Origin of the sequence: Paenibacillus sp. SZ31, assembly GCF_012912005.1 — a bacterium.
Classification (GTDB): domain Bacteria; phylum Bacillota; class Bacilli; order Paenibacillales; family Paenibacillaceae; genus Paenibacillus.
Window position 1 is genome coordinate 63,896 of sequence record NZ_JABBEA010000015.1, and the last position, 24,688, is coordinate 88,583.

Annotated in this window: 22 protein-coding genes; 15 read left to right on the plus strand and 7 right to left on the minus strand. The window is 44.2% G+C overall.

Annotated elements, in window-relative coordinates; genetic code table 11:
* Positions 1–216: 216 nt before the first annotated feature.
* The 5 genes from HF638_RS22935 to HF638_RS22955 all read left to right on the plus strand — a co-directional run bounded on the left by HF638_RS22935 (position 217) and on the right by HF638_RS22955 (position 4,061).
* Positions 217–1,599 carry a transcriptional regulator gene (locus HF638_RS22935; protein WP_169482226.1) on the plus strand — a complete coding sequence of 461 codons (1,383 nt, stop codon included), beginning with the start codon at positions 217–219 and terminating at the stop codon, positions 1,597–1,599.
* 244 nt (positions 1,600–1,843) lie between these two features.
* Complete coding sequence (locus tag HF638_RS22940; RefSeq protein ID WP_169482227.1) at positions 1,844–2,014, plus strand: aspartyl-phosphate phosphatase Spo0E family protein; 171 nt, start codon at positions 1,844–1,846, stop codon at positions 2,012–2,014.
* A 99-nt stretch (positions 2,015–2,113) separates the two neighbouring features.
* Positions 2,114–2,494 (plus strand): GntR family transcriptional regulator, encoded by a 381-nt coding sequence (locus HF638_RS22945; RefSeq protein WP_062837083.1) that lies wholly within the window; start codon positions 2,114–2,116, stop codon positions 2,492–2,494.
* Entirely contained in the window at positions 2,491–3,366 is an 876-nt protein-coding gene (locus HF638_RS22950; protein WP_169482228.1) for an ATP-binding cassette domain-containing protein, read from the plus strand. The genes HF638_RS22945 and HF638_RS22950 overlap by 4 nt, the downstream gene beginning before the upstream one ends.
* Entirely contained in the window at positions 3,363–4,061 is a 699-nt protein-coding gene (locus tag HF638_RS22955; RefSeq protein ID WP_169482229.1) for a hypothetical protein, read from the plus strand. Before HF638_RS22950 ends, HF638_RS22955 begins: the two co-directional genes overlap by 4 nt.
* 186 nt (positions 4,062–4,247) lie before the next feature.
* Here the strand turns inward: HF638_RS22955 and HF638_RS22960 are convergent, their stop codons facing one another.
* The 3 genes from HF638_RS22960 to HF638_RS22970 form a co-directional block, all read right to left on the minus strand.
* Complete coding sequence (locus HF638_RS22960; RefSeq protein WP_169482230.1) at positions 4,248–4,766, minus strand: hypothetical protein; 519 nt, start codon at positions 4,764–4,766, stop codon at positions 4,248–4,250.
* Positions 4,767–4,817: 51 nt separating this feature from the next.
* Entirely contained in the window at positions 4,818–5,603 is a 786-nt protein-coding gene (locus tag HF638_RS22965) for an isocitrate lyase/PEP mutase family protein (protein ID WP_169482231.1), read from the minus strand.
* 78 nt (positions 5,604–5,681) lie between these two features.
* The gene (locus HF638_RS22970; protein WP_169482232.1) at positions 5,682–6,734 is read right to left on the minus strand and encodes a bifunctional transcriptional activator/DNA repair enzyme AdaA; all 1,053 of its coding nucleotides are present in this window, start codon (positions 6,732–6,734) and stop codon (positions 5,682–5,684) included.
* Between the two features lie 312 nt (positions 6,735–7,046).
* On the opposite strand from HF638_RS22970, the gene HF638_RS22975 reads away from it, so the two are divergent.
* Positions 7,047–7,424: a LysM peptidoglycan-binding domain-containing protein gene (locus HF638_RS22975; RefSeq protein WP_169482233.1), complete on the plus strand. Its 378-nt coding sequence runs from the start codon at positions 7,047–7,049 to the stop codon at positions 7,422–7,424.
* Positions 7,425–7,829: 405 nt separating this feature from the next.
* On the plus strand, positions 7,830–8,402 hold the full coding sequence (locus tag HF638_RS22980) for a hypothetical protein (protein WP_169482234.1): 573 nt from the start codon (positions 7,830–7,832) through the stop codon (positions 8,400–8,402).
* Between the two features lie 107 nt (positions 8,403–8,509).
* Here HF638_RS22980 and HF638_RS22985 read toward each other — a convergent pair whose 3' ends face one another.
* Positions 8,510–9,427: a phosphatidate cytidylyltransferase gene (locus HF638_RS22985; RefSeq protein ID WP_169482235.1), complete on the minus strand. Its 918-nt coding sequence runs from the start codon at positions 9,425–9,427 to the stop codon at positions 8,510–8,512.
* Between the two features lie 96 nt (positions 9,428–9,523).
* On the opposite strand from HF638_RS22985, the gene HF638_RS22990 reads away from it, so the two are divergent.
* Together HF638_RS22990 and HF638_RS22995 are read left to right on the plus strand one after the other, a co-directional pair.
* Entirely contained in the window at positions 9,524–10,078 is a 555-nt protein-coding gene (locus HF638_RS22990; RefSeq protein WP_169482236.1) for a hypothetical protein, read from the plus strand.
* A gap of 118 nt (positions 10,079–10,196) precedes the next feature.
* Positions 10,197–10,709, plus strand: coding sequence for a hypothetical protein (locus tag HF638_RS22995; RefSeq protein ID WP_169482237.1), 513 nt, complete (start codon positions 10,197–10,199; stop codon positions 10,707–10,709).
* 181 nt (positions 10,710–10,890) lie between these two features.
* Here the strand turns inward: HF638_RS22995 and HF638_RS23000 are convergent, their stop codons facing one another.
* Positions 10,891–11,358 carry a VOC family protein gene (locus tag HF638_RS23000; RefSeq protein ID WP_169482238.1) on the minus strand — a complete coding sequence of 156 codons (468 nt, stop codon included), beginning with the start codon at positions 11,356–11,358 and terminating at the stop codon, positions 10,891–10,893.
* Positions 11,359–11,518: 160 nt separating this feature from the next.
* On the opposite strand from HF638_RS23000, the gene HF638_RS23005 reads away from it, so the two are divergent.
* The 3 genes from HF638_RS23005 (at position 11,519) to HF638_RS23015 (ending at position 14,564) form a co-directional block, all read left to right on the plus strand.
* Positions 11,519–11,953 carry an Lrp/AsnC family transcriptional regulator gene (locus HF638_RS23005; protein ID WP_169482239.1) on the plus strand — a complete coding sequence of 145 codons (435 nt, stop codon included), beginning with the start codon at positions 11,519–11,521 and terminating at the stop codon, positions 11,951–11,953.
* A 118-nt stretch (positions 11,954–12,071) separates the two neighbouring features.
* The gene (locus HF638_RS23010) at positions 12,072–13,367 is read left to right on the plus strand and encodes a GntP family permease (protein ID WP_169482240.1); all 1,296 of its coding nucleotides are present in this window, start codon (positions 12,072–12,074) and stop codon (positions 13,365–13,367) included.
* 30 nt (positions 13,368–13,397) lie between these two features.
* Positions 13,398–14,564, plus strand: a complete 1,167-nt coding sequence (locus tag HF638_RS23015; RefSeq protein WP_169482241.1) for a glycerate kinase — start codon at positions 13,398–13,400, stop codon at positions 14,562–14,564.
* A 120-nt stretch (positions 14,565–14,684) separates the two neighbouring features.
* On the opposite strand, the gene HF638_RS23020 is transcribed toward HF638_RS23015, so the two are convergent.
* Both HF638_RS23020 and HF638_RS23025 read right to left on the minus strand, forming a co-directional pair.
* Positions 14,685–15,731, minus strand: coding sequence for a CdaR family transcriptional regulator (locus HF638_RS23020; protein ID WP_169482242.1), 1,047 nt, complete (start codon positions 15,729–15,731; stop codon positions 14,685–14,687).
* Between the two features lie 210 nt (positions 15,732–15,941).
* Positions 15,942–16,316 (minus strand): winged helix-turn-helix transcriptional regulator, encoded by a 375-nt coding sequence (locus HF638_RS23025; protein WP_169482243.1) that lies wholly within the window; start codon positions 16,314–16,316, stop codon positions 15,942–15,944.
* 240 nt (positions 16,317–16,556) lie between these two features.
* Between HF638_RS23025 and HF638_RS23030 the strand changes: the two genes are divergently transcribed.
* The 3 genes from HF638_RS23030 to HF638_RS23040 all read left to right on the plus strand — a co-directional run bounded on the left by HF638_RS23030 (position 16,557) and on the right by HF638_RS23040 (position 24,643).
* Complete coding sequence (locus HF638_RS23030; RefSeq protein ID WP_169482244.1) at positions 16,557–17,300, plus strand: SDR family oxidoreductase; 744 nt, start codon at positions 16,557–16,559, stop codon at positions 17,298–17,300.
* A 228-nt stretch (positions 17,301–17,528) separates the two neighbouring features.
* Positions 17,529–21,569, plus strand: coding sequence for an S-layer homology domain-containing protein (locus HF638_RS23035; RefSeq protein WP_169482245.1), 4,041 nt, complete (start codon positions 17,529–17,531; stop codon positions 21,567–21,569).
* Positions 21,570–21,958: 389 nt separating this feature from the next.
* Positions 21,959–24,643 carry a DUF4073 domain-containing protein gene (locus tag HF638_RS23040; protein ID WP_169482246.1) on the plus strand — a complete coding sequence of 895 codons (2,685 nt, stop codon included), beginning with the start codon at positions 21,959–21,961 and terminating at the stop codon, positions 24,641–24,643.
* Positions 24,644–24,688: the final 45 nt, after the last annotated feature.

Here is a 24,688-nt window from a genome sequence, read left to right on the forward strand (position 1 = left end):
TGGCTCGTGTTTTTTGTCTGTTTTCGAGTTTGATGTCGGACGAGTTTCCGATATAAAATAAGAATAGAAATCTTGTTTTAATTAAAGGATTAAAATGGTTATATTACAAATTAGTTGAATTTATTATATTGACCGCTACTTTCTAATTACATATAATTACTTTTGCATACCGATAATCCTGTTTATGGTTTTTTTATTTTGGAGGGTGGTGTTCGTTTGGAGCCGACAACCACGATACGCGATCATTTGGAAAGTTATCTGAAGCGTGAACAGATGTCTATTAGTCATTTTTCAGAGACGTCAGGGATTAATTCGGGTACGCTGAGCAATATTTTGAATAAAAATCGGCCTATTGCCATGCAGCAGTTGGATCGTATTACTTCTGCCATGAGATTGGAAGAAGGTTATTTCTATGAGTTATACATAGATGAATGTTTTGTACACGCAACCCCGGACTGGCGAAGATTGGGACCCTTCCTTCAACGCTGTGCCGAGTTGGACAAGTTAAACTGTATTGAAGAGGTTATTCGTCTGATGATGGATAATCTATCTTATATCCCCTTATTATTTGAAGTGGCTGAAGAATTCTACCAAGCGGGTAAATTCAAACCGGCCATTCTTCTATATGAAAATATCGCCGAGAGTGAGAAAATGCAACATTCCGAGCGGCTTGCACTCTGTCAATATCGACTGTTCAGGTTGGGACTGACGAATGATCAGCAGCGGAATCTGATTATTGCAGCCCGGTTTGAATATTATGTGGATCGGCTGGATGAACGCTATCAATTGGATGCGCTTAACGAACTGATTAATGCTTTTGGGGCATTGCATAGATGGAGTAAGGTTCAGGAATTATCTGAAAAATTGAAGCTGAAAGCGTCCATCCATTATGAGATGAATGGCCGAAGGAAACAAGAAGAGACCAAAAGACCAATTGTCTTTTATATTCTGTACTCCTATCTAGCTTCTGGTAGTGCCTGCTATCATTTGAAGGACTATACCGGTGCGCTGAAGTATGTTTCTTTGTATACGGATAACAGTTGGGTGAAGAGTCCGGATAAAGACGAAATCGTCGTTATGAATCAGTTTCAGGAATGGGCCGAAGCTAACCGTTATATATATCATTTAATGGGTGGTCAGTTTGAGGTATTACCTGATTATCTGGCTTATATTTCAACAAAGGAAAATGAGATATTCCCAGCGTTATGTGATATTGTAACGGCGGCTAATCGCTATGATAAGGATATTGATCATGTACTTAAACAGTATGAATCATACTTTACTTATCAGGAACAGAGTAACCGAATTGGCAAAGTCAGCAGACAGGTTACGGATGATCGTTATTTACGACTTTTAGCAGATTTGGGCGCATATTATTTAAAGAAAGACGAGTTTCATATAGGTATAGAATTTGTTCTGGATAGTTTAAGATTTTCTATTGAAATTAGCAGTGGACGAGGTATGCTTAGAGGTGTCGGACTGTTTGAGCAATACAGGGATTTTGCATCTGAGACGGCGAAACAGCAATACAAAATGATAATTAGTGAGGTGCAGAAACTCAATGAAGAGAAAGTTGGCTTTGCTGATAGCTACCTGTAGTATCGTTGTGTTTATCGTAGCTCCTGTTACGGAACCTGTCTCAGGCAAGGAGATCCCGAACCCCGAAATTATGAGACCTGCTGATCATGGATTTGGAACTTAATAAAATGTTAAAAGAAACGCTTCTGATTTATTTCAGAGGCGTTCTTTTTTGTGTATTGAAGTGGAAGAATAAGTATGTCGTATCTTACATGCGCTTTTGATTGGCATAATACACTAAAATATGACAAAAAGGAGGGATACTATGGATCGCCTGGATTTGATATCACGGATCGAAGATGCCAGACAGTTGTTATATCGCATGCATATGGAGTACGGCAGTCTGCTTCATCCTGAAGTGATCCAGCAATCCGTAGTCCTGGACGGTCTGATTAATCAATACAACAGAGCGAAGATAGGAAAGATGATAAATTAGGTTCGCCTATTTACATTTGCGTTTTTGTATACTATAGTTAGTTACATGAGTAACTAACCGACTAACTGATTAATGAATACGTATGAAAGTTGGAAGCACATGAAATCGACTTTGGATGAATCTCAGCCTATTTTTCATCAGATTGCCACGATGATTATGGACGATATTGTGGAGGGCAGATTGAAGGTGGAAGAACAGGTTCCCTCAACCAACGAGCTGTCACGATTTTACAATATCAATCCGGCTACAGCCCGCAAAGGACTGCAGGAGCTCGTGGACAAGGGGATTATATACAAACAGCGAGGTGTTGGAATGTTTGTTGCGAAGGGAGCAAGAGAAGCATTGCTTGTTGAACGGAAGCAGGATTTTTATGAAGAATACATCAAGCCTTTACTTGAAGAAGCCAGACGGATTCACATGAATGAAGACATGATCATTGATCTGATTCGCGGCAAGAAGGATAAGGAGAGTGACTTATGATTCATATGGAGCAGGTCAACTACAGCTACCAGAAGACGCCTGTGTTGAACCAGGTTACGCTACATGAGAGTGAACCGATCATTAGTGCCATCTGGGGAAGAAATGGAGCTGGGAAAACAACACTGATGAGTTTACTTGCAGGGCATAACCGCCCGGACAGTGGAACCGTCCAGATCATGGGTCAAGACCCCTATAATAATCTGGCTGCCCAAGAGCATCTGTGCTACATCCAGGAGAATCATCCCCTGGGGAAAAACTGGACAGTTAGTGACATGGTTCAAATGGGACAATATTTTCATCCACAGTGGAATCAGGATTTGGCGGAGCGTTTAATCGATGTGTTCGAACTACCGACGAAGAAGAAGATCATTAAATTTTCGAAAGGTATGAAGACTGCCGCCCAGATTATATTGGGTCTTGCCAGTAATGCTAAGATAACTATTCTAGATGAACCTACCAATGGACTCGATGCGGAGAAGCGTAAATTCTTCTACAATGCGCTACTGGAAAGTTATGAAGATAACCCGCGTCTGATCCTGATATCCAGCCATCATATTGAGGAGATTCAGCCCTTATGTGAGTCCCTTATCGTTTTGCAAGCCGGAGAGGTGTTATTAAATCAATCGATGGAAGAGATGCGCGAAAAAGGAGTTCTTCTAACAGGGGGAATTGAAGATGTTAACCGAGTCACAGCAGGTGTTAAAGTTATAGAGTCTTCCCAGATGGGGTCGACTGTGAAAGTAATGATTGATGAGCCCTATTCGAAAATGTGGAAGGATATCGCTCATGCACAGGGGCTTTCCATTGAGAAAGCGACATTACAGGATTATTTGGTTAACAGAACCCGTAATCAAGAGGGGGTTAAACCATGAACGCAGTAAAAGGTACGAACCGACTGATTCGGGATGATATGCGTTTGTATTTGATGATATTTTCATCTATTGCGCTTATGCTCACCGTCGTATATCTGGCCATTGGCTTCATCTTTGATGTCTCGTATGCTACGCAACTGTTTGGTCCCATGTACGGAGGGATATGTACCTTTGCAATCGGGGGAATTATTACACTGTTTCCAGTTGCGATCGGTATGGGCAGTACACGAATTCAATTCATGAAGTCCTTCTATATGAACTCGTTATGGATGGTTGCAGGCACTATGGCCATTCTGCATGTGGCGTATTTCCTCATACATCTGCTTCAGGAAAAAGGGATTGTTGACGTTACCCTTTATCAACCAGGCATGTTGTATTCAAGCGAATATCATTTCTTATCCTACCTGTGGATCGATCTGATGTGCGGCTTTCTCGTACTGGGAATCTCTGTCTTCCCAACGGTTTGTTGGATGCGATTGGGGTTACGTAACTTCTTCATTATGTTCTTTGGGGTGAGTCTGATTATCACGCTGATAATTACATTGGGCGATCTTGGTGAGTTTATGTTGTGGATTGCTAGGATCAATCGCATGACATTGTTCACCGTTCTGGGGTGCATTGGTGGTACGCTACTTCTGAGCACGTACCCGATGATGAAGAATGCGCCGCTAACCATGAAATCCAAAAAAGACTAACGGGAAACTGTTGTATAAAGGAATCTGTATAAGTTGAACTAATCATTACGCGATAACGGAGGAATGAAACTCCACTGTAATCAGAAAAACACGAGGTGCGAACGCGCCTCGTGTTTTTGGTATCATCCTAAATCACTGAATATACATCCAACCATCTTTGTGCAATCCAAACTGAATGTGTATGTGTTAAGCCTGAGCTTGTGGTTTGAATCCTTCGTCTTTGAGATACTCGCCAGCTTCGCTACGCGTTTCGAAAGCCATATCCAGATTAACACCCGAGTACACATACCACATGTCATCTTCATATTTTAAAGTCAACGTATGTCCATCTTCATCGATCCACGTTCCGCCGCCCGTAGAGGTTGTAGCCAATGCAGGAGCAGCAGCTTTTACTTGTTCTGGCTCTTCGAATTCAACTGCGTTGGGATTGTGAGACATCGATTGGATCGTTTCATCTAACAATGTGCGCAGATCTGCTTCGGAGTAATCACGAATATTGACGAATCCTTTAGCATCGGTCTCAACGTTGGGCAGTAGCCCCGCATAGATATAGCCGTTACCGTTCGGGTGAATATGGAGAGCAACTATCTTTTTATCATACGCACTTTCTTCGTAGTGGAAATTAACACGACCGAGAGAAACATCTTTGCGTTGCAGTTGGGGATACGATTGTAGCACTTCAAGCTTTTGTTCCACGTTAAGCATAATTGCCTCCTGTAAATGTTCAATAGAGGTGATTATAACATAGGTGATCGCTTATGACGATTCGGAACTACCCATCAAAATGCTTCGCCCGAGTTCTTTCAGGTGTTCCATAGCTTGCAGATAAGGATAAGGTCCGTAGCTTAAGCGAGCTACACCGAGTGCAGCAAGTTGTTTTGGTGAAGGTTCAGGAGACGTAACCATGACGTTAATTGGCAGCGGTGAACGCTCACACAATTCCTGAATCAATCGGTGATCCTGCAAACCAGGTACAAACAGACCGCTGGCTCCTGCATCTGCATAAGACCTGGAACGGATGAGTGTTTCCTCTAGAAGGGAGTGGTTATGTTGATCTGGTGCATGTTGCAGAAAAACATCTGTACGGGCGTTAATGAACAACGGTATGCCTGCCTGCTCCGCAGCTTCCCGGGCGGCAGACAGTCTCGGGCATTGCTCCTCCACAGTGTACAATCCCAAGCCAGCGGGAAGTTGATCTTCAATGTTGATTCCTACAGCACCATGATCGATAACTTGCAGGATATTTTGCTTCACTTCTGACACGGACCTCCCATACCCTCCCTCTATATCGATCGTTACAGGCAGTTCCACATTCGCTGTAATCCGTGCCAGATTGGCAAGTACCAGATGGAATGGCATGGCTTCACCATCTTGCTCACCATGGGCCGCAGCAACGGACCAGCTTCCGGTTGCAATGGCCGTTGCTCCAGCGGATTGAATGGCTTGTGCGCTTCCGGCATCCCAGACATTGACCAGAACAAGTGGTTTTCCTTTCACATGGTATTGTTGGAACAACATTGCTTTCTCTTCTAAGGTACTCATATTTATGTTGACTCTCCTTTGTTATATCATGCATTCCTTTGGACATTTGATGCGTACTTCATTACTTGATTCTGTTATTCAGCTATCCGGTTCCTGTTTCTCGTGCGTCAAAAGCCAGTTTTTGCGAGTTAATCCCCCGCCGTATCCGCCCAGTTCGCCACTGGCATTGATTACTCGGTGACATGGGATCACAATCGCAAGCTGATTGGCCCCATTCGCCTGTGCCACGGCTCGACACGCAGTTGGTTTCCCCAATGCATTCGCAATATCCTGATACGACCTTGTCTCCCCTGCCGGAATGGCTATAAGCTCGTCCCACACACGTTTTTGAAATGGTGTTCCTAAACAGAACAACGGTGTGTCGAATTCTGTCCTTTCGCCCTGAAAATACTCGTTTAGTTCAAGCTCAATGGACTGTATGGGAGCCGTAGTACCAGGAACAATAGCCGATTTGGTTCGTTTACGCAGACGCTCAACCTCGCGCTCCAAGCCTCTTCGGTCCACAAATTCCAGTAAATATAGAGCCTCGTCATCTGCAATGGCCATCATCGGACCAAGGCGGGTGTCAATCCAGGACGCTTTTAGCACACGTCCCTCATCCACTTGAGTGGGAGCAGCACCCATGATCCGTGAAAAGGCATCGCGAAAGCCGCTACTTGACTCATATCCGGTAGATAATTGGCTATCGATCACGGTGCGTCCGGAGCGAATATTTTTCAAGGCGAGTCCCATGCGGCGAGCGCGAGCATATTCGACAAAGGTCATGCCGAACCGCTTCTTGAACTGTCGGCGCGCCGTGGATTCATCGATGGAGAGAGCCTTGAAATCCTGTCCTTTCCAGCGTTTATCCGGTTGTTTCTCGACAGCGTCCACCAATATGCGAACGACATCCGATACTTGATTGGGATGAGATAGCGGGCGACAGCGCTGGCAAGGACGATATGAAGCCAGGAGTGCCTGCTGAGCCGTCTCATAGAATTCGCAGTTTTCGAATTTTGGCTTTCGCGCCGGGCATGTGGGACGACAGAACACACCTGTGGTTCGGACCCCAACATAGAATAAACCTTCGTATTCTGAATTTTTGGCCACAAGCGCCTCGTAATATTGTTCCTTTAGATCAGCAGAAATCATGGGGGCACGTCCTTACTTCGTTAGAATCGAATCTTTATCTTTATTCCATTATAGAAAAGCGTTATAGCAAGCATCGCCGAAAATCAGGCATGAATATTCGATATGTTGAATCTGATTGGAGATGGAATCCGTTTTGTTCAGAATTTGTTTAGAGTGAACTGGTAATATAGACCTATCCAAGTGGAGTGACTTAGGCAAAGATGCCTATTTGTCGAAAAAGATGATTATTGACCGTTCATTGTTATAGGAAAAATGCATAGGTAAGCATAAAAAATAAAGATTAGCGGAACGAAAGTTCGGAGGTCGACTAGAATGAGATATTCCACGTACAAAAGTATTTATGAACCTGTTTATACAAAAACATCCGAGTCTCGCACCCTGTATGTCAAAAAGCAATTCATGCAGCGTGTGAAAATACCAACCTGGCTATCGAAGATGGTCATCATAGCTCTAATTATAATCATAGGGTGTAGTGCTGTGTTCACTGTGTTTGCCGGCGATGAGCAGTTGTTATCAGGGGACAAGGTCGTTGTATCTCAGGGAGATACACTGTGGAGTATTTCTTTGGCCCATAAACCTCAGCAGATGGATACTCGTGTATATATAGAAGCGGTCAAAAAGGTAAATGAACTGGAGCATAACTCCATCCAAATTGGACAAGTTTTAGTCTTGCCAGGGTTTGATCGATAAAATAAACGGTGCATGACACCATTAACAGAGTGCTTTCTTTATTCATCGAAGTGCAACCGCATACTTAATTTAATAATCATTTACATATAATGGAGCTTCATGAGGGACGATATGGTGTAGTGATTAGTAAGTGGTGTGCTATATAAGTTGAACTAAAGAATATTTACACTGACACTACGATGACAGAATAACCTTCCAATCGCTGTTATCCCCAGATTTTTTGATTCCCTTTTCCGAAGGGGAAAATCCGGGGATAGCGTATGCTTCCGATTCAGCTTTCTTTCAGAAAGATTTTAGGCAAACGCTTCGCTTTTTCAGGTTTTTTCTGTCCTCTCCGTTATCGTGTAAATGATTAGTTCAACTGATATAGATCTATGTGTTGTAGATGGATGAAGGGAGAATTAGATGATGAAAATGAATATAAAGAAATCTACACTTTGCATGTCTGTGCTATGTATTTCGTTATTCGTCAGTGCCTGTGGCACTAGTGGTGAATCGGTCCAGGAACATGCCTATCCGGAATCGAAGCAGCCCGTAGAGGAAGCTGGAGAAAGCTCTGTTCCCAATGCGGATGCGAAGAATAACAATGACAAGGGTAGCGCCAGTGGTGATGAGGGAAAGCCTACGGCTCAATCGGAATCCACTGAACCGTCGGAGCAGATTGATATCGTCATCGACCAGTCGGAGAAACCGATGGAGGGCAACAGCTTTGATTTTGGAATTAAACAGGTTCCTAAGGGTTATGCACTAACGGAGATGCGTTGGACGTCTAACACGGTCACGATTGTGAATTCGCTACAGGAAGCCATTGAACATGGCGCCAACGGCGAAGATGGATTTTACTTTAGCGGCAATGGACAATTCTCCGGATTTATCTATTCGGATGAGATGAAGGGCGAGCGCGGCAAAGCCACGTTTGTGTTCACGAATGATGAGGGAGACCAAATCATGTCGGAGAAAGAAATTACGTTGAAGTAATAGACACATCATTAGCGCTCCGTCTGGAGCCTGATGAACAGGAAAAGCAGCCACGTGGGCTGCTTTTTTTGACATCCATGATTACAAGATCACTGATCCATCTGTGGCTACATAAAGTCAAAGAAATAACGGACCACGTGGAACATAACCGGAGAGGTGTAAGTCAGGCTGTCGACCCGGCTTAGGTAGCTTTTTTTGAGCGAATCGAACTTGTTATCATCCCCGATTAGTAGGTCGCGCTTCAGTACGGACACCGTCAGACTGCCGAAGAATCCAGCCAGACTGATCAGCACCCCGATGAACAGCGAGAATTTCCAATCAAATGGCGTCAGGTAAGGATGGATAAAATAAGACGTTGCTGTCGTTACAATGAATGCACAGGCGAATCCTTCCCAGGTGACAAAAGGATTGGCCGTGGGCACCACTTTTCGTTTGCCCAGATAGAGAGAGACCAGATAATGCACCACATCGTTAAGCTGCGTTAACACGACGAGAAACAGCACCAGCTTGGACCCGTACTCCGGTGTGGCAAATGGGAAATAGGCAAGGTGACTCAGTCCGAACACCATCAGCATTAATCCCCATTGTGTGGAGCTGACACTGCGTAGGAAACCGACCGTGCCTTTGTTAATCAGGCGTGGCAAGGGAAGTACCAGGAACACATATAGTGGAATAAACACGATAAACATGCCATACCATCCAATGTAGATCCAGTAGAACTGAACCGGAATCGCCAGATACGCCCATAGGAACAGCCTGCGGTCGGCTTTGCGTGTACTGCGAATCATGGAGAAGTATTCTTTGAGAGAGAAGAATGCAAGCACCATGAGGGAGATGAGGGACACGATGGGGTTAAAAAGGGTGGCGAGGCAAAAGATCACGAACATGCCCCACCAGGTTTTGATTTTTTGGCCGATGCCTGAATAGTCTTTGGTTGGCTGAAGCTTTGCAATAATTTTGTACACGATATGTATCACAAGTAAAGCTGTAAAGATTAGCGTTAGTGTAAAGAGTGAACTGCTCACGTACCGATCACCTGCTTATTCAAAGTAAGATTCCATTATAGGGTACCTATGTTATTATGAAGGAATAGTGCCAACTTGATAAGGGGAAATTTTGCTATGACAGATGAACGCTCCATCTATATCCTGCTTACGAATACAGGAACGCTGTTTACCAAGGTTATTCAGAGCTATACCCGAGCGCCATATAATCACGCATCAATCTCATTTGACCGGGAATTAACCGAGCTGTACAGCTTCGGCCGCAAGCATCCGAGCAATCCGCTGAATGGCGGGTTTGTGAAGGAAGATATTCAGACAGGTACATACAGCAAGTATCCCAATACCACATGTGTCATATACAAGCTTCAGGTGACGGATCGTGAAGTGGAAAAGATGAAACGTGTGCTGCACATCTTCATCCGCAGTCGCCAGAAATATATGTACAATTTGCTCGGCGTGATCGGCATTACGCTCAAGGAACCTGTGGAGTTCAGCAACTCCTACTTTTGTTCTCAATTTGTAGCCGAGATTCTGCAACGTTCAGGCATCAAACTGTGGAACAAGCTGCCGGCGTTGGTGACACCGGATGATTTTCGCCAGAGTGAACGATTGCAGCTGGTCTATGAAGGGAAGCTAAGCGAATATACGCTGGGGAATGCAGAGCAGGAGTAGGGTAGGTGTGTGTGCTGTGAGCTCTCTTCTCCTCACTTTCTATCTGGCCTCAAGTAAATTCAACCAGTAACAAATAATTGAAATCAATTTTAGATTTCAATATAAAGAGAGGTTGAGTATGGATAGTTATATTTTATCTTTCATAAAAAAGATGAGTTATTTTTTTGAACATAAAAAAATTTCTAACATTATTTATCTGCATGATGAGGACGATAATGAGAGATTAGATCATGTTATTTTCCTTGAAACAGAAGATGGTGATTTTATAGGTATATATATAAGAGGCATGAATCCGCATTTCTCATCGAATAGAATTTATGACTTGGATGATTTTAATTTATTTGCTAATTACGAAAGATTAATTGAACACAAAGAAAATATAATATTCAAAATAGAGTATGTTTGCTTGTTTTTTAGCTCTGAATACAATGAACTATTGGGTTTTTATTTGTCGAATAAAGATATATCTAGCTCTTTATTTGTGTTATTTTCACAAGACGAAATTGATGTGAAAAAGAATTATAGTAAGTCAGATGTTATTGAGATAATTAAAAACAAATATTCGTCTGAGGGTTTTATAACATACGAAAAAAAGAGTGAAAGTGGATGGGAAGATTTAAAAATAGAATGATAAAAGTAAGTTACGGGTAGTTTGGAAGCTTCAATTCAAAAGTATTGAAGAAAATAGACATAAAGTATTACGGATGAGGGATTACATGTTTTATTTAGAAATTATTGGTGGAACTCCACTTCTTCTAATCATCAAACAGCCTGCTGCCACGGATGAAGAGGCAACAGGCTGTTTGTGTACTTCATATAGATGATGGTGAGGATGAGGATCGGTCGAAATTAACCTCTTCAAGGAATTCAATCACTTCACCATTGGGACTGTGGACGAGTGCGTTTTTAACCCGAAGTGCAGGTTCTCCAAGCGATATCCAATCCGGTTCAACGTAGGCCTTGGCTCCATGTGCGAGCGCTCGCTGATAGATGTCTTCTACATCATGCACGTAAAAGGCGAAATGTAATAGTGCGCCGTGTCGGACCGCTTCAGGAGAGGTGGCAGGTTCACCCTCCGCAGGAATGACCGCTTTCGGGTCAAACACCTCAATGCAGGTGCGTTGATCCGGAGAGATAAGCATACATGCCTCGGTAATGTGGAAGGAAGGCAAACTCCAGGAGTGACCGACCTTGAATCCTAATACTTTTGTGTAAAATGCCAGGGTATCTTCGTAATTACGAGCCTGAATGGCTACATGTGCAAGTCCTATAACACTCACGTTCATCGCTCCCTTTTCAGATTATATTCTAAAGTATAGGGAGAATTTCGCGTTGGAACCATATGATATCAAAGGATATAATGAGATAACATATATAATTTATTAGTTTATTTATACAGAAAACCTTATTAAATAAGGCGATGACTCGGAGGTTTTACAAATGGAACACCTGATAGATGAGATCGATCAGCAGATTATGCGTTTGCTGCAACATCATGCACGTATGCCCATTGCACAGATTAGCAAAGAAATTAACATGTCCCAGCCTTCGGTTAAGGAAAGAATCCTGAAACTGGAGGAGAGAGGTGTAATCACGGGATATTCGACGATCTATAATCTGGCCCAATTGAACCGTGGAACCACGACATTTATTTTGCTCAAAACAGAGCATTGCGAAGAGTTGGTTCAGTTCTGTGAACAGGCCATCGAAGTCACGGACGTCTATCGCATTAGCGGTGAGTATAACTATCTGATCAAAGTACAGACGGCGTCCATCGAAGAACTTGCCGAGTTTCAGGATTCCCTTGTGAAGCTGGGACCCTCGAAATCGCATATCAGCATGAAAAATATCATGGAAAACCGTGTTCTCCTCTAGGGTGACGAAATTCATTGTGCATATGCACAATGAATTTCGTCCTTTCATCAATATTTATTCTGGCCTCCAGCAACTATAATGAAAGCGTGTTCAACAAGTGCATGGGGGGCAATTGACAATGGAACCATTAACGATTAGCTGGATTGGTGCTCTGGCAGGACTGGCTATTGCGATCATTTTGATTTTGAGAAAGCTGAACCCGGTCTATTCTTTATTTCTGGGTGCAATTGTAGGCGCTTTAATTGGCGGAGCGAATCTGGAAGAGACCGTAAATATACTGGTGGATGGCACGCAAAGTGTCATGGGAACCGTACTCCGGGTACTGGCTGCCGGGGTGCTTGCAGGTGTGATGATGGAATCGGGAGCGGCGGAGACGATAGCCCAAGCCATTGTACGTAAATTTGGTGGAAGCAAAGCCATTCTGGCGCTGGCACTGGCCACGATGATCATTACCGCGGTTGGGGTATTTATCCCCGTAGCTGTACTGATCGTTGCACCGATTGCCTTGTCTGTAGGTAATAAAATGGGTATATCCAAACTGGCATTACTGCTGGCCTTATCAGGTGGAGGTAAGGCGGGGAACATTATCTCCCCGAATCCAAATACCATTGCAGCAGCGCGAGGGTTCGATCTGGATCTGAGCAACGTCATGTTGGCTGGAGTCATTCCTGCCATCTGCGGCTTGATTGTAACTGTAATTGTAGCTTCAATGCTTAAGAACAAAGGGGTTATGGTTTCTGATCAGGAAGCAGATCAGGGTGATGTAGATACATCTCAATACCCGCCACTTGGCAAAGCCATTGTTGCCCCATTGGTTGCGATCATTTTGTTGATGATCAATCCAATCGGCTCTATTGCGGGCATTGAAGCATTGTCTACTTTTAAAGTGGATGCGATGTATATCCTGCCGATTGCAGGAATTATCGGTATGCTGGCAATGGGACAAGGCAGAAACATCGTAAAATATTCAACCGCAGGATTAAATAAAATGACAGCAACCGTGCTCATTCTGGTGGGTGCAGGTGGGATAGCAGGACTTATCTCTGCTTCAGATCTGTCAGGTCAAGTGGTTGGTCTGATTGAAGCATCGGGAATATCCGGTACCTTCCTCGCACCGATTGCGGGGATTCTGATGGCGGCAGCGACAGCTTCAACTTCAACGGGGGTTATTCTGGCAACGGGCTCCTTCGGTGATGCCATCCTGAACATGGGCACAGCGCCGCTCGCAGCTGCCGTTATGGTGCACACCGGGGCAACCGTTATCGATTCCTTGCCACAGGGCAATTACTTCCACGTGTCGGCTGACAGCATGAAGATGACGATTCGTCAGCGGATGGGCGTTATTCCATATGAAGCGATTGTAGGTGGCACGATGGCTATCGTATCGACGTTACTGTACGGATTTGTTCTATAATCCTTTAATCTAACGGATGGAGTGAGAGAGATGAGAGAAACTGGAGATACTAGAGAGAAGACATTTGTTTTGGCACCGGATTCGTTCAAAGAAAGCATGACAGCGAAAGAAGTATGTATCGCTATGGAAAAAGGATTGCGTAAAATATATCCGACGGCAGGTTATATTCATGTACCCATGGCGGATGGTGGGGAAGGTACGGTGCAGTCCCTTGTGGATGCTTCCGGCGGTTCCCTTCACCTGAAAGAGGTGAGCGGGCCATTAGGTCAGATAGTGACTGCCCAGTATGGCATTCTGGGTGACGGAACAACGGCGGCCATCGAGATGGCATCGGCCAGTGGCATACATCTGGTAACCAAAGAAAACCGAGATCCGCTACGGACGACAACCTATGGAACGGGAGAGTTGATTCGAGCATGTCTGGATCTTGGCATACGTAAAATCATCATCGGCATTGGTGGCAGCGCGACCAATGATGGTGGTGCGGGCATGGCTGAAGCACTTGGTGCGAAGTTTCTGGATGCACAGGGTCAACCTCTTGCGCGGGGTGGCGGGGTTTTGGATCAACTGGCCCAGATTGATGTGTCGGGTCTGGATGAGCGTTTGCAGGAAGTGGAGTTCATTGTGGCCTGTGATGTGACTAATCCGCTCTGTGGGGAGCATGGTGCATCAAGGGTGTTTGGACCACAGAAAGGTGCTACCCCAGGGATGGTTGAGCAGCTGGATGCGAACCTGTCCCATTATGCAGATGTGGTGAAACAGCAGCTATACAAAGATATCCGTGATATACCCGGTGCCGGAGCGGCTGGCGGATTGGGCGCGGGACTTTTGATTTTTACACAAGCTGTACTACGTAAAGGAATTGAAATTGTCATTGAATATACCGGGTTGCGTGAAAAATTGATTGCTGCGGATGTGGTATTTACGGGCGAAGGAGGTATCGACTTTCAAACGAAATTTGGCAAGACTCCCTATGGCGTTGCTCGGGCAGCCAAGGAAGCGGGTAAACCTGTAATTGCCCTTGCAGGCTGTGTTGGCGAAGGGATCGACACCCTGTACGCGGAAGGCATTGATGCCATATTTGGTATTGTGCCTGGGGCAGCAGATCTGGAGCGACTATTGCGAAAAGGCCCGGAGAATGTGGAGCGTACAACCGAGAATATTGCCCGGGTGCTAAAACTGGGCCTACTATCTTAGGTGAGCATTTTGCATAAATCCGGCGTATTAGAATGAGATGTGAAAAAGACGGGATACGGATATGCCTGAAATCAGGTGATCTGTATCTCGTCTTTTGCTAATCTTGAAGCTGTTCTGACGCTACTGATAGAACGCGAGTAGTCCGTGGGTTAGCTCGATGAGTTCGAGCCAATTACGCGGGTCTTTGCCCGTCAGGGTCTGTATGCGTTTGAGCCGATATTGCAGGGTGTTGCGATGAATATTGAGATGGTCCGCTGTCGTGGTCATGCTGCCGTTATGATGGATAAAACTGCGCAGTGTATCCAGCAGGTCAGCTGTATCCTCAAGTTTGCTGACGATGTTGGCATGAGGTGTTAGATCAGCCGCGCTGAATCGTACCAGAAAGGGTACATCCTCATACCGAATGATCGGTGAGTCTGGCTGAAGCGCCAGCAGAATGTTCATCACAGACCGGGCCTGTTCATACCCGGTGGCGATATTCGCTTCTTTTTGGCTGACCGCGATGAATGCTTCGGGTGTGACCTGTCTCAAACGCTGAATCATCGGATCAACGTCTGCTTCATTCTGGATCAGGATGATCTGCGTATCTTCATTACCTTCAACAGAGAATGAAGGAACTTGGAGCAATATTCGGTTGATCTCAGTGTCAGCGGCCATGGATTTCATGGGGAAACGGACATATAGAAGAACGGTTGGCAATAGCAGATCAATCCGATATTGCAGGGCTTCCTTTTTGACCTTTTGTGAGTAGGAACCAGATTGGTTCAGCAAACGTTCGATAAAGGCTTTTTGACGTGAAGCTTCATGGGCCATACTTTCCAATTGATTACGCTGTTCGATCAGGAGAGAAACGGTGGTGCGTACGATGTTGCAGAAAGGCCGAACTTCATCCGGATGACCGGATATGCCAATGACTCCGACATGCTGCTGATTGATTAGAATCGGTTCGTTGGTCCCCATTTTCTCAAGTATGCCATCCTGCCAGACTTCAATCATGCTTCCTGTCGTTAACGCGCGGACAGCACCCTGATGAATCGTGCCCACACGTTCCTTCTGCCCGCTCCCCATAATAATGCCGTGTTCATTCATAATGTTGATGTTGTAGGGGATGTCCTGCATCATTTTATCGACAATATCCTGTGCCTGTTTTTCCGAAAGCTGCAACAACGAAGCTCCTCCCCTTCCATCTCATCGTGCTAAATGCACATCTTCTCTGATGATCATTTCGCTCGATATCCATATTGTGCATCTGAACGAAATTATAGAGGAATGGTAATGCTTACACAAGCAGGGCGGTCAGGATCAAAGGTGTTCTTGGAATGGCTGATTGTTGGATACCTGATACCTTGCTGTAGCATTTCATTTTATAGTTGTTATTCAAGTCGCTTCGCTCGTGTTACCCTTGTCCGTTATGGCGCCTTGTGTGCTGTTTAGGTAGCTCAGATGTTCGTTGCCCCAACCACACATGCCGTCCAATAACATGCCGATCGTCTGTCCGTGTTCGGATAGGCTGTATTCCACCTTCGGTGGAACATCCCCATAAAGCGTGCGCACAATAATTTGATCCTGCTCCAACTCGCGCAGTTGTTTCGTTAACGTGCCTTGGGCTACATCAGGAATCATGCGTCGTAGTTCACCAAATCGTTTCGTACCTTCCTTTAATAAAATAAACAAGATAAGGGGTTTCCATTTCCCATTAATGGTCTCCAACGTTGTCAGTACTCCTTGTAACCTTGGTTCTTGTAAATCCATAGTAATCACCTCGTTTTATAGGGCTATATGTATCTTCATCATACCGGATTTTCGTTATCTCTGCTCGATCGTCTCTGTGAAAAGATGGGGGAAGCCGTGGTGAGCCGCGTCCAATAGTATGAATATTCGTACTAGGTACGATGTAAATGCGTACTATTCAACGGTCTTCATTTCATGAATAATGAACACAACGTGAGAGCACAAGCACTTATATAACCGGAGATGAGAGGATGATCATAGATGAGTCACAATACATTGGAGAATAAACGGGTCGTTGTTATTGGAGGAAGCTCAGGCATCGGACTGGCTACGGCAATTCAGGCAGCAGAAGCAGGTGCGGATGTAATTATAGCAGGCAGATCAGCGTCCAGACTGGAGGAAGCGAGAAAACAGATTACGAAGGTTAGAGGCAAAGGCGAGCATGGAGAAGCGGTGGTCGAAGTCCATGTATTGGACAATCAGGATGAACAGCAACTTGAGGCGTTTTTCGCTCGGATCGGAGCGTTCGATCATCTGTTCACGCCCGGAGCTGCCTACACCCGGGGACCACTGACATCGGATCGGGAGACGGCAGAGAGCTGTTTCAAAGGCAAGTTTTGGCCTCAATACTTTGCGGCTAAATACGCTGCACCGCATCTTTCGACTTCCGGCTCGATCACGTTGATGTCTGGTGGATTCAGCCAGCGACCACTGGATGGCGGTGCTTCCTACGCTGCATGTAACGGTGCGGTTGAGAGTCTGGGTAAAGCACTCGCGGTGGAATTAGCACCGGTTCGTGTGAATGTTGTATCCCCCGGAACCATCTGGCGGGAAGGGCAAGAAGGCACGCCGCGCGGCGATCATTTTAAAGATTATGAGAAGCTGTCTCTGCTCAAGCGGGTTGGCTACAATGAAGAAATTGCACATACCGTTACGTATCTGATGACAAATACGTTTACGACGGGCAGCACGCTATACGTGGATGGCGGGTACACCTTGATTTAAGAGCTGAAGTTATATAGGTCTAAAATAATGATTTTTCAAAATAAAATGATGAAATATGGCGAAAAAAGTTGAGATCCTTCCTGGTTTTGTACTACAGGGTGGATCTTTTTCCTTTTATTTACTCTTTTTGTTTAGAATCTGTTTATGGTAGTGCAATACAATAGGCCTTACGTATTAGATGGTCTGAATTTATATGTAAAAAAACATGAGATAGGGAGGATCAGATACATGAATTACAGAAAGCTGATAAGCTGCCTTTTAGTTGCGGTTTTGTTATTACAGGTGGTTAGCGTGGGTGGGGTTGCAAGTGCTGACCCGTTTACTCCATTGGATCAACTTAATTTGGAGAGAGAGATGTATATTGAGTCGGATGAGAGTACTACGGTGCCCCATGTTCAGAATTTACTTGAACAACAAGATTTAATCACACTACCTGAAGATTATGAAGCATTGAACGATAATCAAAAATATGAAATTGCCAGAGGCATGGTCTTGCTGCTTCCACTGGAGTTTCCATATGAGAACAACAATCAGGCCAATTACGTATTTAATTTGGTTTACCATCTTATCACACTTCCTAAGCAGACTGAGTCGAGCGTATTGCAGTACAACATCACTCTGGTTTATAGCCTGCTGGCAGAATGGTCCACTTATTTCCCGAATGTTGGAAAATCTGATTGGACACAAGCTGGCAATGATTATATGAGTTTAATGGGCGCAGACTTATCAATGTTTACGAGTAATCTTATGTTCTTTAATATTATTTTCATGAATTCTAGCGATCCTACGCATTTTAATAGTCAGTTGGAATTTATGGTTACTAAGATATCCGAATCCGAATATAAAGAACTGAATCGAGCACTTGACCTTTCCAGCATGGAAGCATCATTGGATAATCTTTATGGTATGTATGATTTCATTCAAATGAATGTCATTTTTAATCCAAACCCTAACATCCAGCCTTTTGTTTTTGATATGGAAAAGATGTCGACCATCCAGAACGATACAACCAAAAAATCCGAACTGGCTCAATGGATGATTGATCATAAGCCGCAAAACGGTTATGAAACGGTATCCCAGGTTCAAACTGCGTTTGATGCGTTCTTCAATGGCGATACACCGCTTACCAAATATAACGAACTGAAGAAAGAAGCGGATCGGGGTAACAGCAATGATTTTATCCAAGATATGATTGCACTACTGCGCGATGAACAATTCATCACTGAGCCTGACTTCAAGATGCTTTCTGTCAAAGATCAGGAGGATATCGCAATATACTTACTAGATATAGAACCACCAACGAATGCCGGATATGAGAAAAAAGAAGATGTTGAATTTTTGGTGCAAGTAGCCTTGAAGGCACTTGAAGTCACACGCAAAATTGATGGACCAAACGCAATAGCTGCACTTGATGAGTTTTATAACAAGCAAGCAGAGCGAGTAAATTATTTCAAAGAGCCCGATCCAGAAGGGGAATACTACCGACTTATTAATACTTACCTCACATCCTCCGAAATGGACAAATGGATGACTAAGTATCGATATGCAATTAGGCTAAAAGGGAAAGAGTCCATCTCCCGAGTAGTCAAATTCACGGACACTGCTGTTGAAAGAACACCTTATCTTAACCAAGCCTTAACGGAAGCAGAAGTGTTGGGTTCTTTGGAGCAATTCAGATCTATTCAGAAAGATGTTGAGAAATATAACTCCGATTACCCAGAAAGTCAGTTGGATGCTTTCCCTCTGGACTTTGCCGAAATGGATACCTTAACGAACGAGTACAAGCAACAATTGGCAGACCATATGCTTAGTGAGAGACCACTTGGTGGATATGCAAGTTTTGAAGCAATTCAGACTGCATTTAATAAATTTTTCCCTGATGATAATGAAGCTGACCCATTGACTGTTTTAAATACTGCAAAGAGCAACTTTGATGTAGCGGCTATGCGTGTAGCTATGGAGAATCCCGACTTGGGTATTACTCTGCCTGATGGCTACGGTGCTCTAACTCCGCAGGTCAAAAATTTCATTGCGGGGTTCCTGATTCAATATGTGAATAAAGATTACAAAAATAAAGAACAGGTTCAATATATGATTGAACTTGGTGTCCTGGCACAATCTGTTTGGGAGCAAAAAGAACTTATTACTCTCAAAAACAAGCTGGATGCACTTGGCCAGAAGTTAGCAGATCTGCCAGTGTCCTTTAATGATCAACAAAGCGAAGAATTTCGGAGCATTGGTCAAGAGTATTTGAAACGTACCAACAAAGTAGACAAAAGTGTTTTTGCTTATAGATACTTGTATTCAGTGGCCTTCGAGAGGTTAGAAGGGAATTTTCAAGGGAATATCGTGGAACCTATGGTTGTGCTGGGGCTCTTGACTACGCCATACCAGTCTATCGATAAGGCTACCAAGGTTGATCGAATGGATCAATGGCTTGATTCAGCTATGAATGATTACATTACAGGTGAAGCATTCTTCAACAAATACAAGTTTGATCGTACAGGTGCCCTTGATTTATCCAAAAGAGCAGAGCTGAGTCCTGAAGACCAAAAGGAGTTGGCAGAATGGTTGCTTACTGAACAAGAAAGCTACGAGGATGTTGGTAATCTACAATATGTATTTAACCGATTCTTTACGGCTCCTGATGTGAAGGGGAATGACATCAATAACACCCTAACAGGTTTGGACGACACGATGGAGATTTCCTTTGACAACAAGTTGCACTGGTTGGATTTTGCTAATATTCAGATGCTGGACCTTAGTGGAAACAAAACGGTGTGGGTTCGTTACAAAGCAATCAGCGATGAACTGCCAGGCCGCGCCGTGAAGTTTGTCTTTACACAGAACGGTGATAGCAACACAGACAATGGAAATACTCCAACCCCTAACCCGGGTGGAAACACAGGTGGTGGATCATCTACGACTACACCCGTAACATCTACACCTGCACCAACAACGAAACAAGAACAGATTGTGGTTGACGTTAATGGGGCAAATGGTACCAACTTGACCAAGACACCAATCACACGTACAACCGAAACCAACGGCACGATCAAAGATCTGGTGAAAATGACCGAAGCGATTGCCAAGGAATCGGTGGAAAAAGCAAAACAATTAAACATGAATACAGCACGCATTGTCATCCCAGACACCAAAGATGCCGTGTCCGAGACACGGATTGAATTGCCTAAGGCAGCAGTGAAAGAATTGAATGATGGTTCGTTGAAACTTGAAATCTCTACAGAGAATGTAGTAATCTCCGTTCCGACGAATTCCATTGTCGGATTCGATCAAGACTTGTACTTCCGCGTTGTACCTTTGAAAAAAGAATCGGAGCGCAAAGAAGTGGAAGAACGTGCAAAGAAAGAGCAGTTGATTCAACAGGTTGCTCCAAACACGAATGTTCGTGTACTGGCTCGTCCGGTAGAGATCGACACGAACATGCAGAGCCGAGAAGTGACACTCACGTTGCCACTTCGTGGTAGTCTGCCAACCGATCCGGCTGCTCGTCAGCAAGCATTGGACAACCTGGCGATCTATATCGAACACAGTGACGGTACAAAAGAATTGATTCAAGGCAAATTGGTGCAACTTGCTGATAATAGCGAAGGCATCGAGTTTACCGTAACCAAATTCAGTACGTTCACCCTCGTTGTTGTGGATGGACTGAAAGCTTCGAAAAGTACACACCAACCGTACATTCAAGGTTTTGGTGAGGACTTCCGCCCAGATGCATTCGTAACGCGTGCACAAATGGCAGCAATGCTGGCTCGTAATATTCCAACTGAAGGGGCAGCAGGTTCCACGGATAGCGTGAGCTACAAGGATGTATCTGCAACACACTGGGCAACTAGTGAGATTCAAAAGGCTCAATCTGCTGGCATCATGAACGGCATGAGCGCAACTCAATTTGCACCAGAAGGTTCGATCACGCGTGCTCAAATGGCGACGATTGCGTATCGCTGGATGCAAAATCAGCAAGCAAACACAGCAACGACGTCAGGTACAGAAGTTTCCTTCACAGATGTATCCGCAGACCTATGGGCGGCAGAAGCCATTGCTTATGTGCAATCTGCGGGCCTGATGGTCGGCTACAACGATGGTACATTCCAACCGGATAGCAAGCTGACACGTGCAGAAGCCGTAAAAGTACTGAATGTATTGTTTAACCGTAGACCACTAACTGGCGCAGTTACGCCAACGTTCAGTGATGTACCAGCAACACACTGGGCATCTGCAGATATCGAAGCTGCAGCGCAAAAGTAATAACTGCTACAGAACTAAAAGTGTAAAGATAATGATTAGAGCACAAAAGGCCATCCTTCGAGGTGGCCTTTTGCGTTCTAACGAATAGGTTACTTTCTATCTATCGGAAATTCAATTTAATTTACGGCAGAGCAGCAGTTGGAAGTAAGTGGACGGCCGATATATTGGGATTTAAGAAATATCTATATAGGTCTTAAATAATATTTTATATGAAAAATGGCGAAAAAAATTGAGTTTTATTCTATTTTAATTCTTTATTATAGACAATTTTACTTTTATTTGCTCCATTGTTCAGAATCCGTTCAGAGTTATGTACTACAATAGGCCTATATTTCCAGAGAAAATTATAAACAATCTATTTATGGTCAACACATCTGAGGAGGATAAAAATGAGTAAGATCCGCAAAACGTTTAGTTTATTGGTTGTATCTCTAATGTTAATGCAGGGAGCTGCTGCAACATATGTAAGTGCTGATTCAGACCCTAATTCTGAGACTTCTTCATCAACGACGAGTTCAAGTGAATCGAATTCATCCATCAACACACCGTCGAACTCCAATGAACCAAGTAATAATAGTTCAACAACAACAACATCGCAAGAAACACCATCGGAGCAGGTGAATGAGCCTGTTATCATCCCGCCGCCAATAATACCGATACCACCGTTTCCAACATTTCCAACATTCCCACCCATGCCGCCATTCCCAACACTTCCACCAATTTCGACACCAACAATAACGCCGTTGGTGCAGTTGAATCAGGCTGTAGCTGTTAGAGAAGCGGAAACAGTATTATCTATTTTGAAAGATACAGATCTGCTTAATCAGCCTGAAGCGTTTAGTGAGCTAACAGATCAAGAACAAAAGACAGTTGCTGCTACATTAGTCCAAATGACTCCGAGATCGGGATCTTACAATGAAGATCAGGTTCAATTTATTGTAGATATAAGTATCAATATCCTTTTGGGGTATCGGTTAGATTACCGTGATATGGCTTCTGCATTAAATAACATTTACGATCAGGTCGTTGTAAAAGGTGCTAATCTGTTTTCAGAAGAAGAGTTTGAACAGTTCAAGAGAGCAGCAGATTTTTATCTGAAAGCTAACCAGGCGGATCAGCAGTTAATTGCTTATATTGCGCAGTTCACTTCTGTTGCAATGGATACTGATTCGGCTGTAGGTCTAATGTTTACGCTATCTGAAGAATTCCCTTCTATTAACCAAGCAAAGACAGTGAATGAGATATTAAATAACTTGAATTTATACCAAATGCTTCAAATGCAGTACCAAATACTTTTAGCCAACAATCCAGGATTAAGTCTTCAGGAATCCCCTCTGAAGCTTGACCAGATATTAACATTATCAACGAATGCGGAGCAGCAACAACTCGCAGAGTGGATGCTTAGTGAACGACCTGTTGGAGGATATGAAAAAATTAAAGATATTCAAAGAGCATTTGACTTGTTCTTTGCTCCCCCAGCGCCTAAAGTGACTGCTGATGATACAGCCAATGTGGTTATCGGTGCAGATGAAACGATGGAATACTCCAAAGATAATGGGGCGACTTGGAATAAATTTAGCGAAACAGATCGATTTGAAGGCAACCAAAAAATTGTGGTTCGTGTAAGAGCCAAAGGCAATACACCGATATGGAAATGGACAACACTTACGTTCACATCAAATACACCAACACCTAACCCGGGTGGAAGCACAGGTGGCGGAGGATCTACGACTACGCCTGTAACGTCTACCCCTGCACCAACAACGAAACAAGAACAGATCGTGGTAGATGTCAATGGAGCTAACGGCACCAACCTGACCAAGACACCAATCACACGCACGACCGAAACCAACGGCACGATCAAAGATTTGGTGAAAATGACCGAAGCGATTGCCAAGGAATCGGTGGAAAAAGCGAAGCAATTGAATATGAATACCGCACGCATTGTCATCCCAGATACCAAAGATTCCGTGTCCGAGACACGTATTGAACTGCCTAAAGCAGCGGTAAAAGAATTGAATGATGGTTCGCTGAAACTTGAAATCTCTACAGAGAACGTAGTGATTTCCGTTCCGACGAATTCCATCGCCGGATTCGATCAAGATTTGTACTTCCGCGTCGTTCCATTGAAGCAGGAATCCGAACGCAAGGAAGTTGAAGAGCGTGCCAAGAAAGAGCAGTTGATTCAACAGATTGCTCCGAATACCAATGTTCGTGTACTGGCTCGTCCGGTAGAGATCGACACGAATATGCAGAGCCGAGAAGTGACACTTACGTTGCCACTTCGTGGTAGTCTGCCAACCGATCCGGCTGCTCGTCAGCAAGCATTGGACAACCTGGCGATCTATATCGAACACAGTGACGGCACAAAAGAATTGATTCAAGGCAAATTGGTGAAACTCGCGGATAATAGCGAAGGCATTGAGTTTACCGTAACCAAATTCAGTACGTTCACCCTTGTGGTCGTGGATGGACTGAAAGCTTCACAAGGTACACATCAACCATACATCCAAGGTTTTGGTGCTGACTTCCGTCCAGATGCATTCGTAACTCGTGCACAAATGGCGGCAATGCTGGCTCGTAATCTTTCAAATGAAGCGGCAGCAGCAGATTCCGCTAATAGCGTGAGCTACAAGGATGTATCTGCAACACACTGGGCAGCAAGTGAGATTCAAAAGGCTCAATCCGCTGGTATCATGAACGGAATGAGCAACACCCAATTTGCACCAGAAGGTTCGATCACCCGTGCTCAAATGGCTACCATTACCTACCGTTGGATTCAACAACAAGCGATTGCAACAACCGTGAATGGAACTGAAGTTTCCTTCACAGATGTATCCGCAGATCTCTGGGCAGCAGATGCGATTGCTTACGTGCAATCTACTGGACTGATGGTTGGATATAACGATGGTACGTTCAAACCGGATAGCAAGTTGACGCGTGCGGAAGCCGTGAAAGTGCTGAACGTATTGTTTAATCGTACCCCACTAACTGGCGCAGTTAAGCCATCGTTTAGCGATGTACCAGCAACACACTGGGCATATGCAGATATCGAAGCTGCAGCGCAAAAGTAATTTATTAAAAGAAGAAAAAGGGGTCATTAACGCAGTAGCATATGG

What these genes read in the sequence shown, in the direction of transcription:
- HF638_RS23025 (WP_169482243.1), bottom strand. Translation starts at nt 16,316, where the DNA reads ATGGATTTACAAGAACCAAGGTTACAAGGAGTACTGACAACGTTGGAG.
- HF638_RS23015 (WP_169482241.1), top strand. Translation starts at nt 13,398, where the DNA reads ATGAGAGAAACTGGAGATACTAGAGAGAAGACATTTGTTTTGGCACCG.
- HF638_RS22975 (WP_169482233.1), top strand. Translation starts at nt 7,047, where the DNA reads ATGAGATATTCCACGTACAAAAGTATTTATGAACCTGTTTATACAAAA.
- HF638_RS22990 (WP_169482236.1), top strand. Translation starts at nt 9,524, where the DNA reads ATGACAGATGAACGCTCCATCTATATCCTGCTTACGAATACAGGAACG.
- HF638_RS22995 (WP_169482237.1), top strand. Translation starts at nt 10,197, where the DNA reads ATGGATAGTTATATTTTATCTTTCATAAAAAAGATGAGTTATTTTTTT.
- HF638_RS22945 (WP_062837083.1), top strand. Translation starts at nt 2,114, where the DNA reads ATGAAATCGACTTTGGATGAATCTCAGCCTATTTTTCATCAGATTGCC.
- HF638_RS22960 (WP_169482230.1), bottom strand. Translation starts at nt 4,766, where the DNA reads ATGCTTAACGTGGAACAAAAGCTTGAAGTGCTACAATCGTATCCCCAA.
- HF638_RS22950 (WP_169482228.1), top strand. Translation starts at nt 2,491, where the DNA reads ATGATTCATATGGAGCAGGTCAACTACAGCTACCAGAAGACGCCTGTG.
- HF638_RS22965 (WP_169482231.1), bottom strand. Translation starts at nt 5,603, where the DNA reads ATGAGTACCTTAGAAGAGAAAGCAATGTTGTTCCAACAATACCATGTG.
- HF638_RS23010 (WP_169482240.1), top strand. Translation starts at nt 12,072, where the DNA reads ATGGAACCATTAACGATTAGCTGGATTGGTGCTCTGGCAGGACTGGCT.
- HF638_RS23005 (WP_169482239.1), top strand. Translation starts at nt 11,519, where the DNA reads ATGGAACACCTGATAGATGAGATCGATCAGCAGATTATGCGTTTGCTG.
- HF638_RS23040 (WP_169482246.1), top strand. Translation starts at nt 21,959, where the DNA reads ATGAGTAAGATCCGCAAAACGTTTAGTTTATTGGTTGTATCTCTAATG.
- HF638_RS23030 (WP_169482244.1), top strand. Translation starts at nt 16,557, where the DNA reads ATGAGTCACAATACATTGGAGAATAAACGGGTCGTTGTTATTGGAGGA.
- HF638_RS22955 (WP_169482229.1), top strand. Translation starts at nt 3,363, where the DNA reads ATGAACGCAGTAAAAGGTACGAACCGACTGATTCGGGATGATATGCGT.
- HF638_RS23035 (WP_169482245.1), top strand. Translation starts at nt 17,529, where the DNA reads ATGAATTACAGAAAGCTGATAAGCTGCCTTTTAGTTGCGGTTTTGTTA.
- HF638_RS22970 (WP_169482232.1), bottom strand. Translation starts at nt 6,734, where the DNA reads ATGATTTCTGCTGATCTAAAGGAACAATATTACGAGGCGCTTGTGGCC.
- HF638_RS22980 (WP_169482234.1), top strand. Translation starts at nt 7,830, where the DNA reads ATGATGAAAATGAATATAAAGAAATCTACACTTTGCATGTCTGTGCTA.
- HF638_RS22940 (WP_169482227.1), top strand. Translation starts at nt 1,844, where the DNA reads ATGGATCGCCTGGATTTGATATCACGGATCGAAGATGCCAGACAGTTG.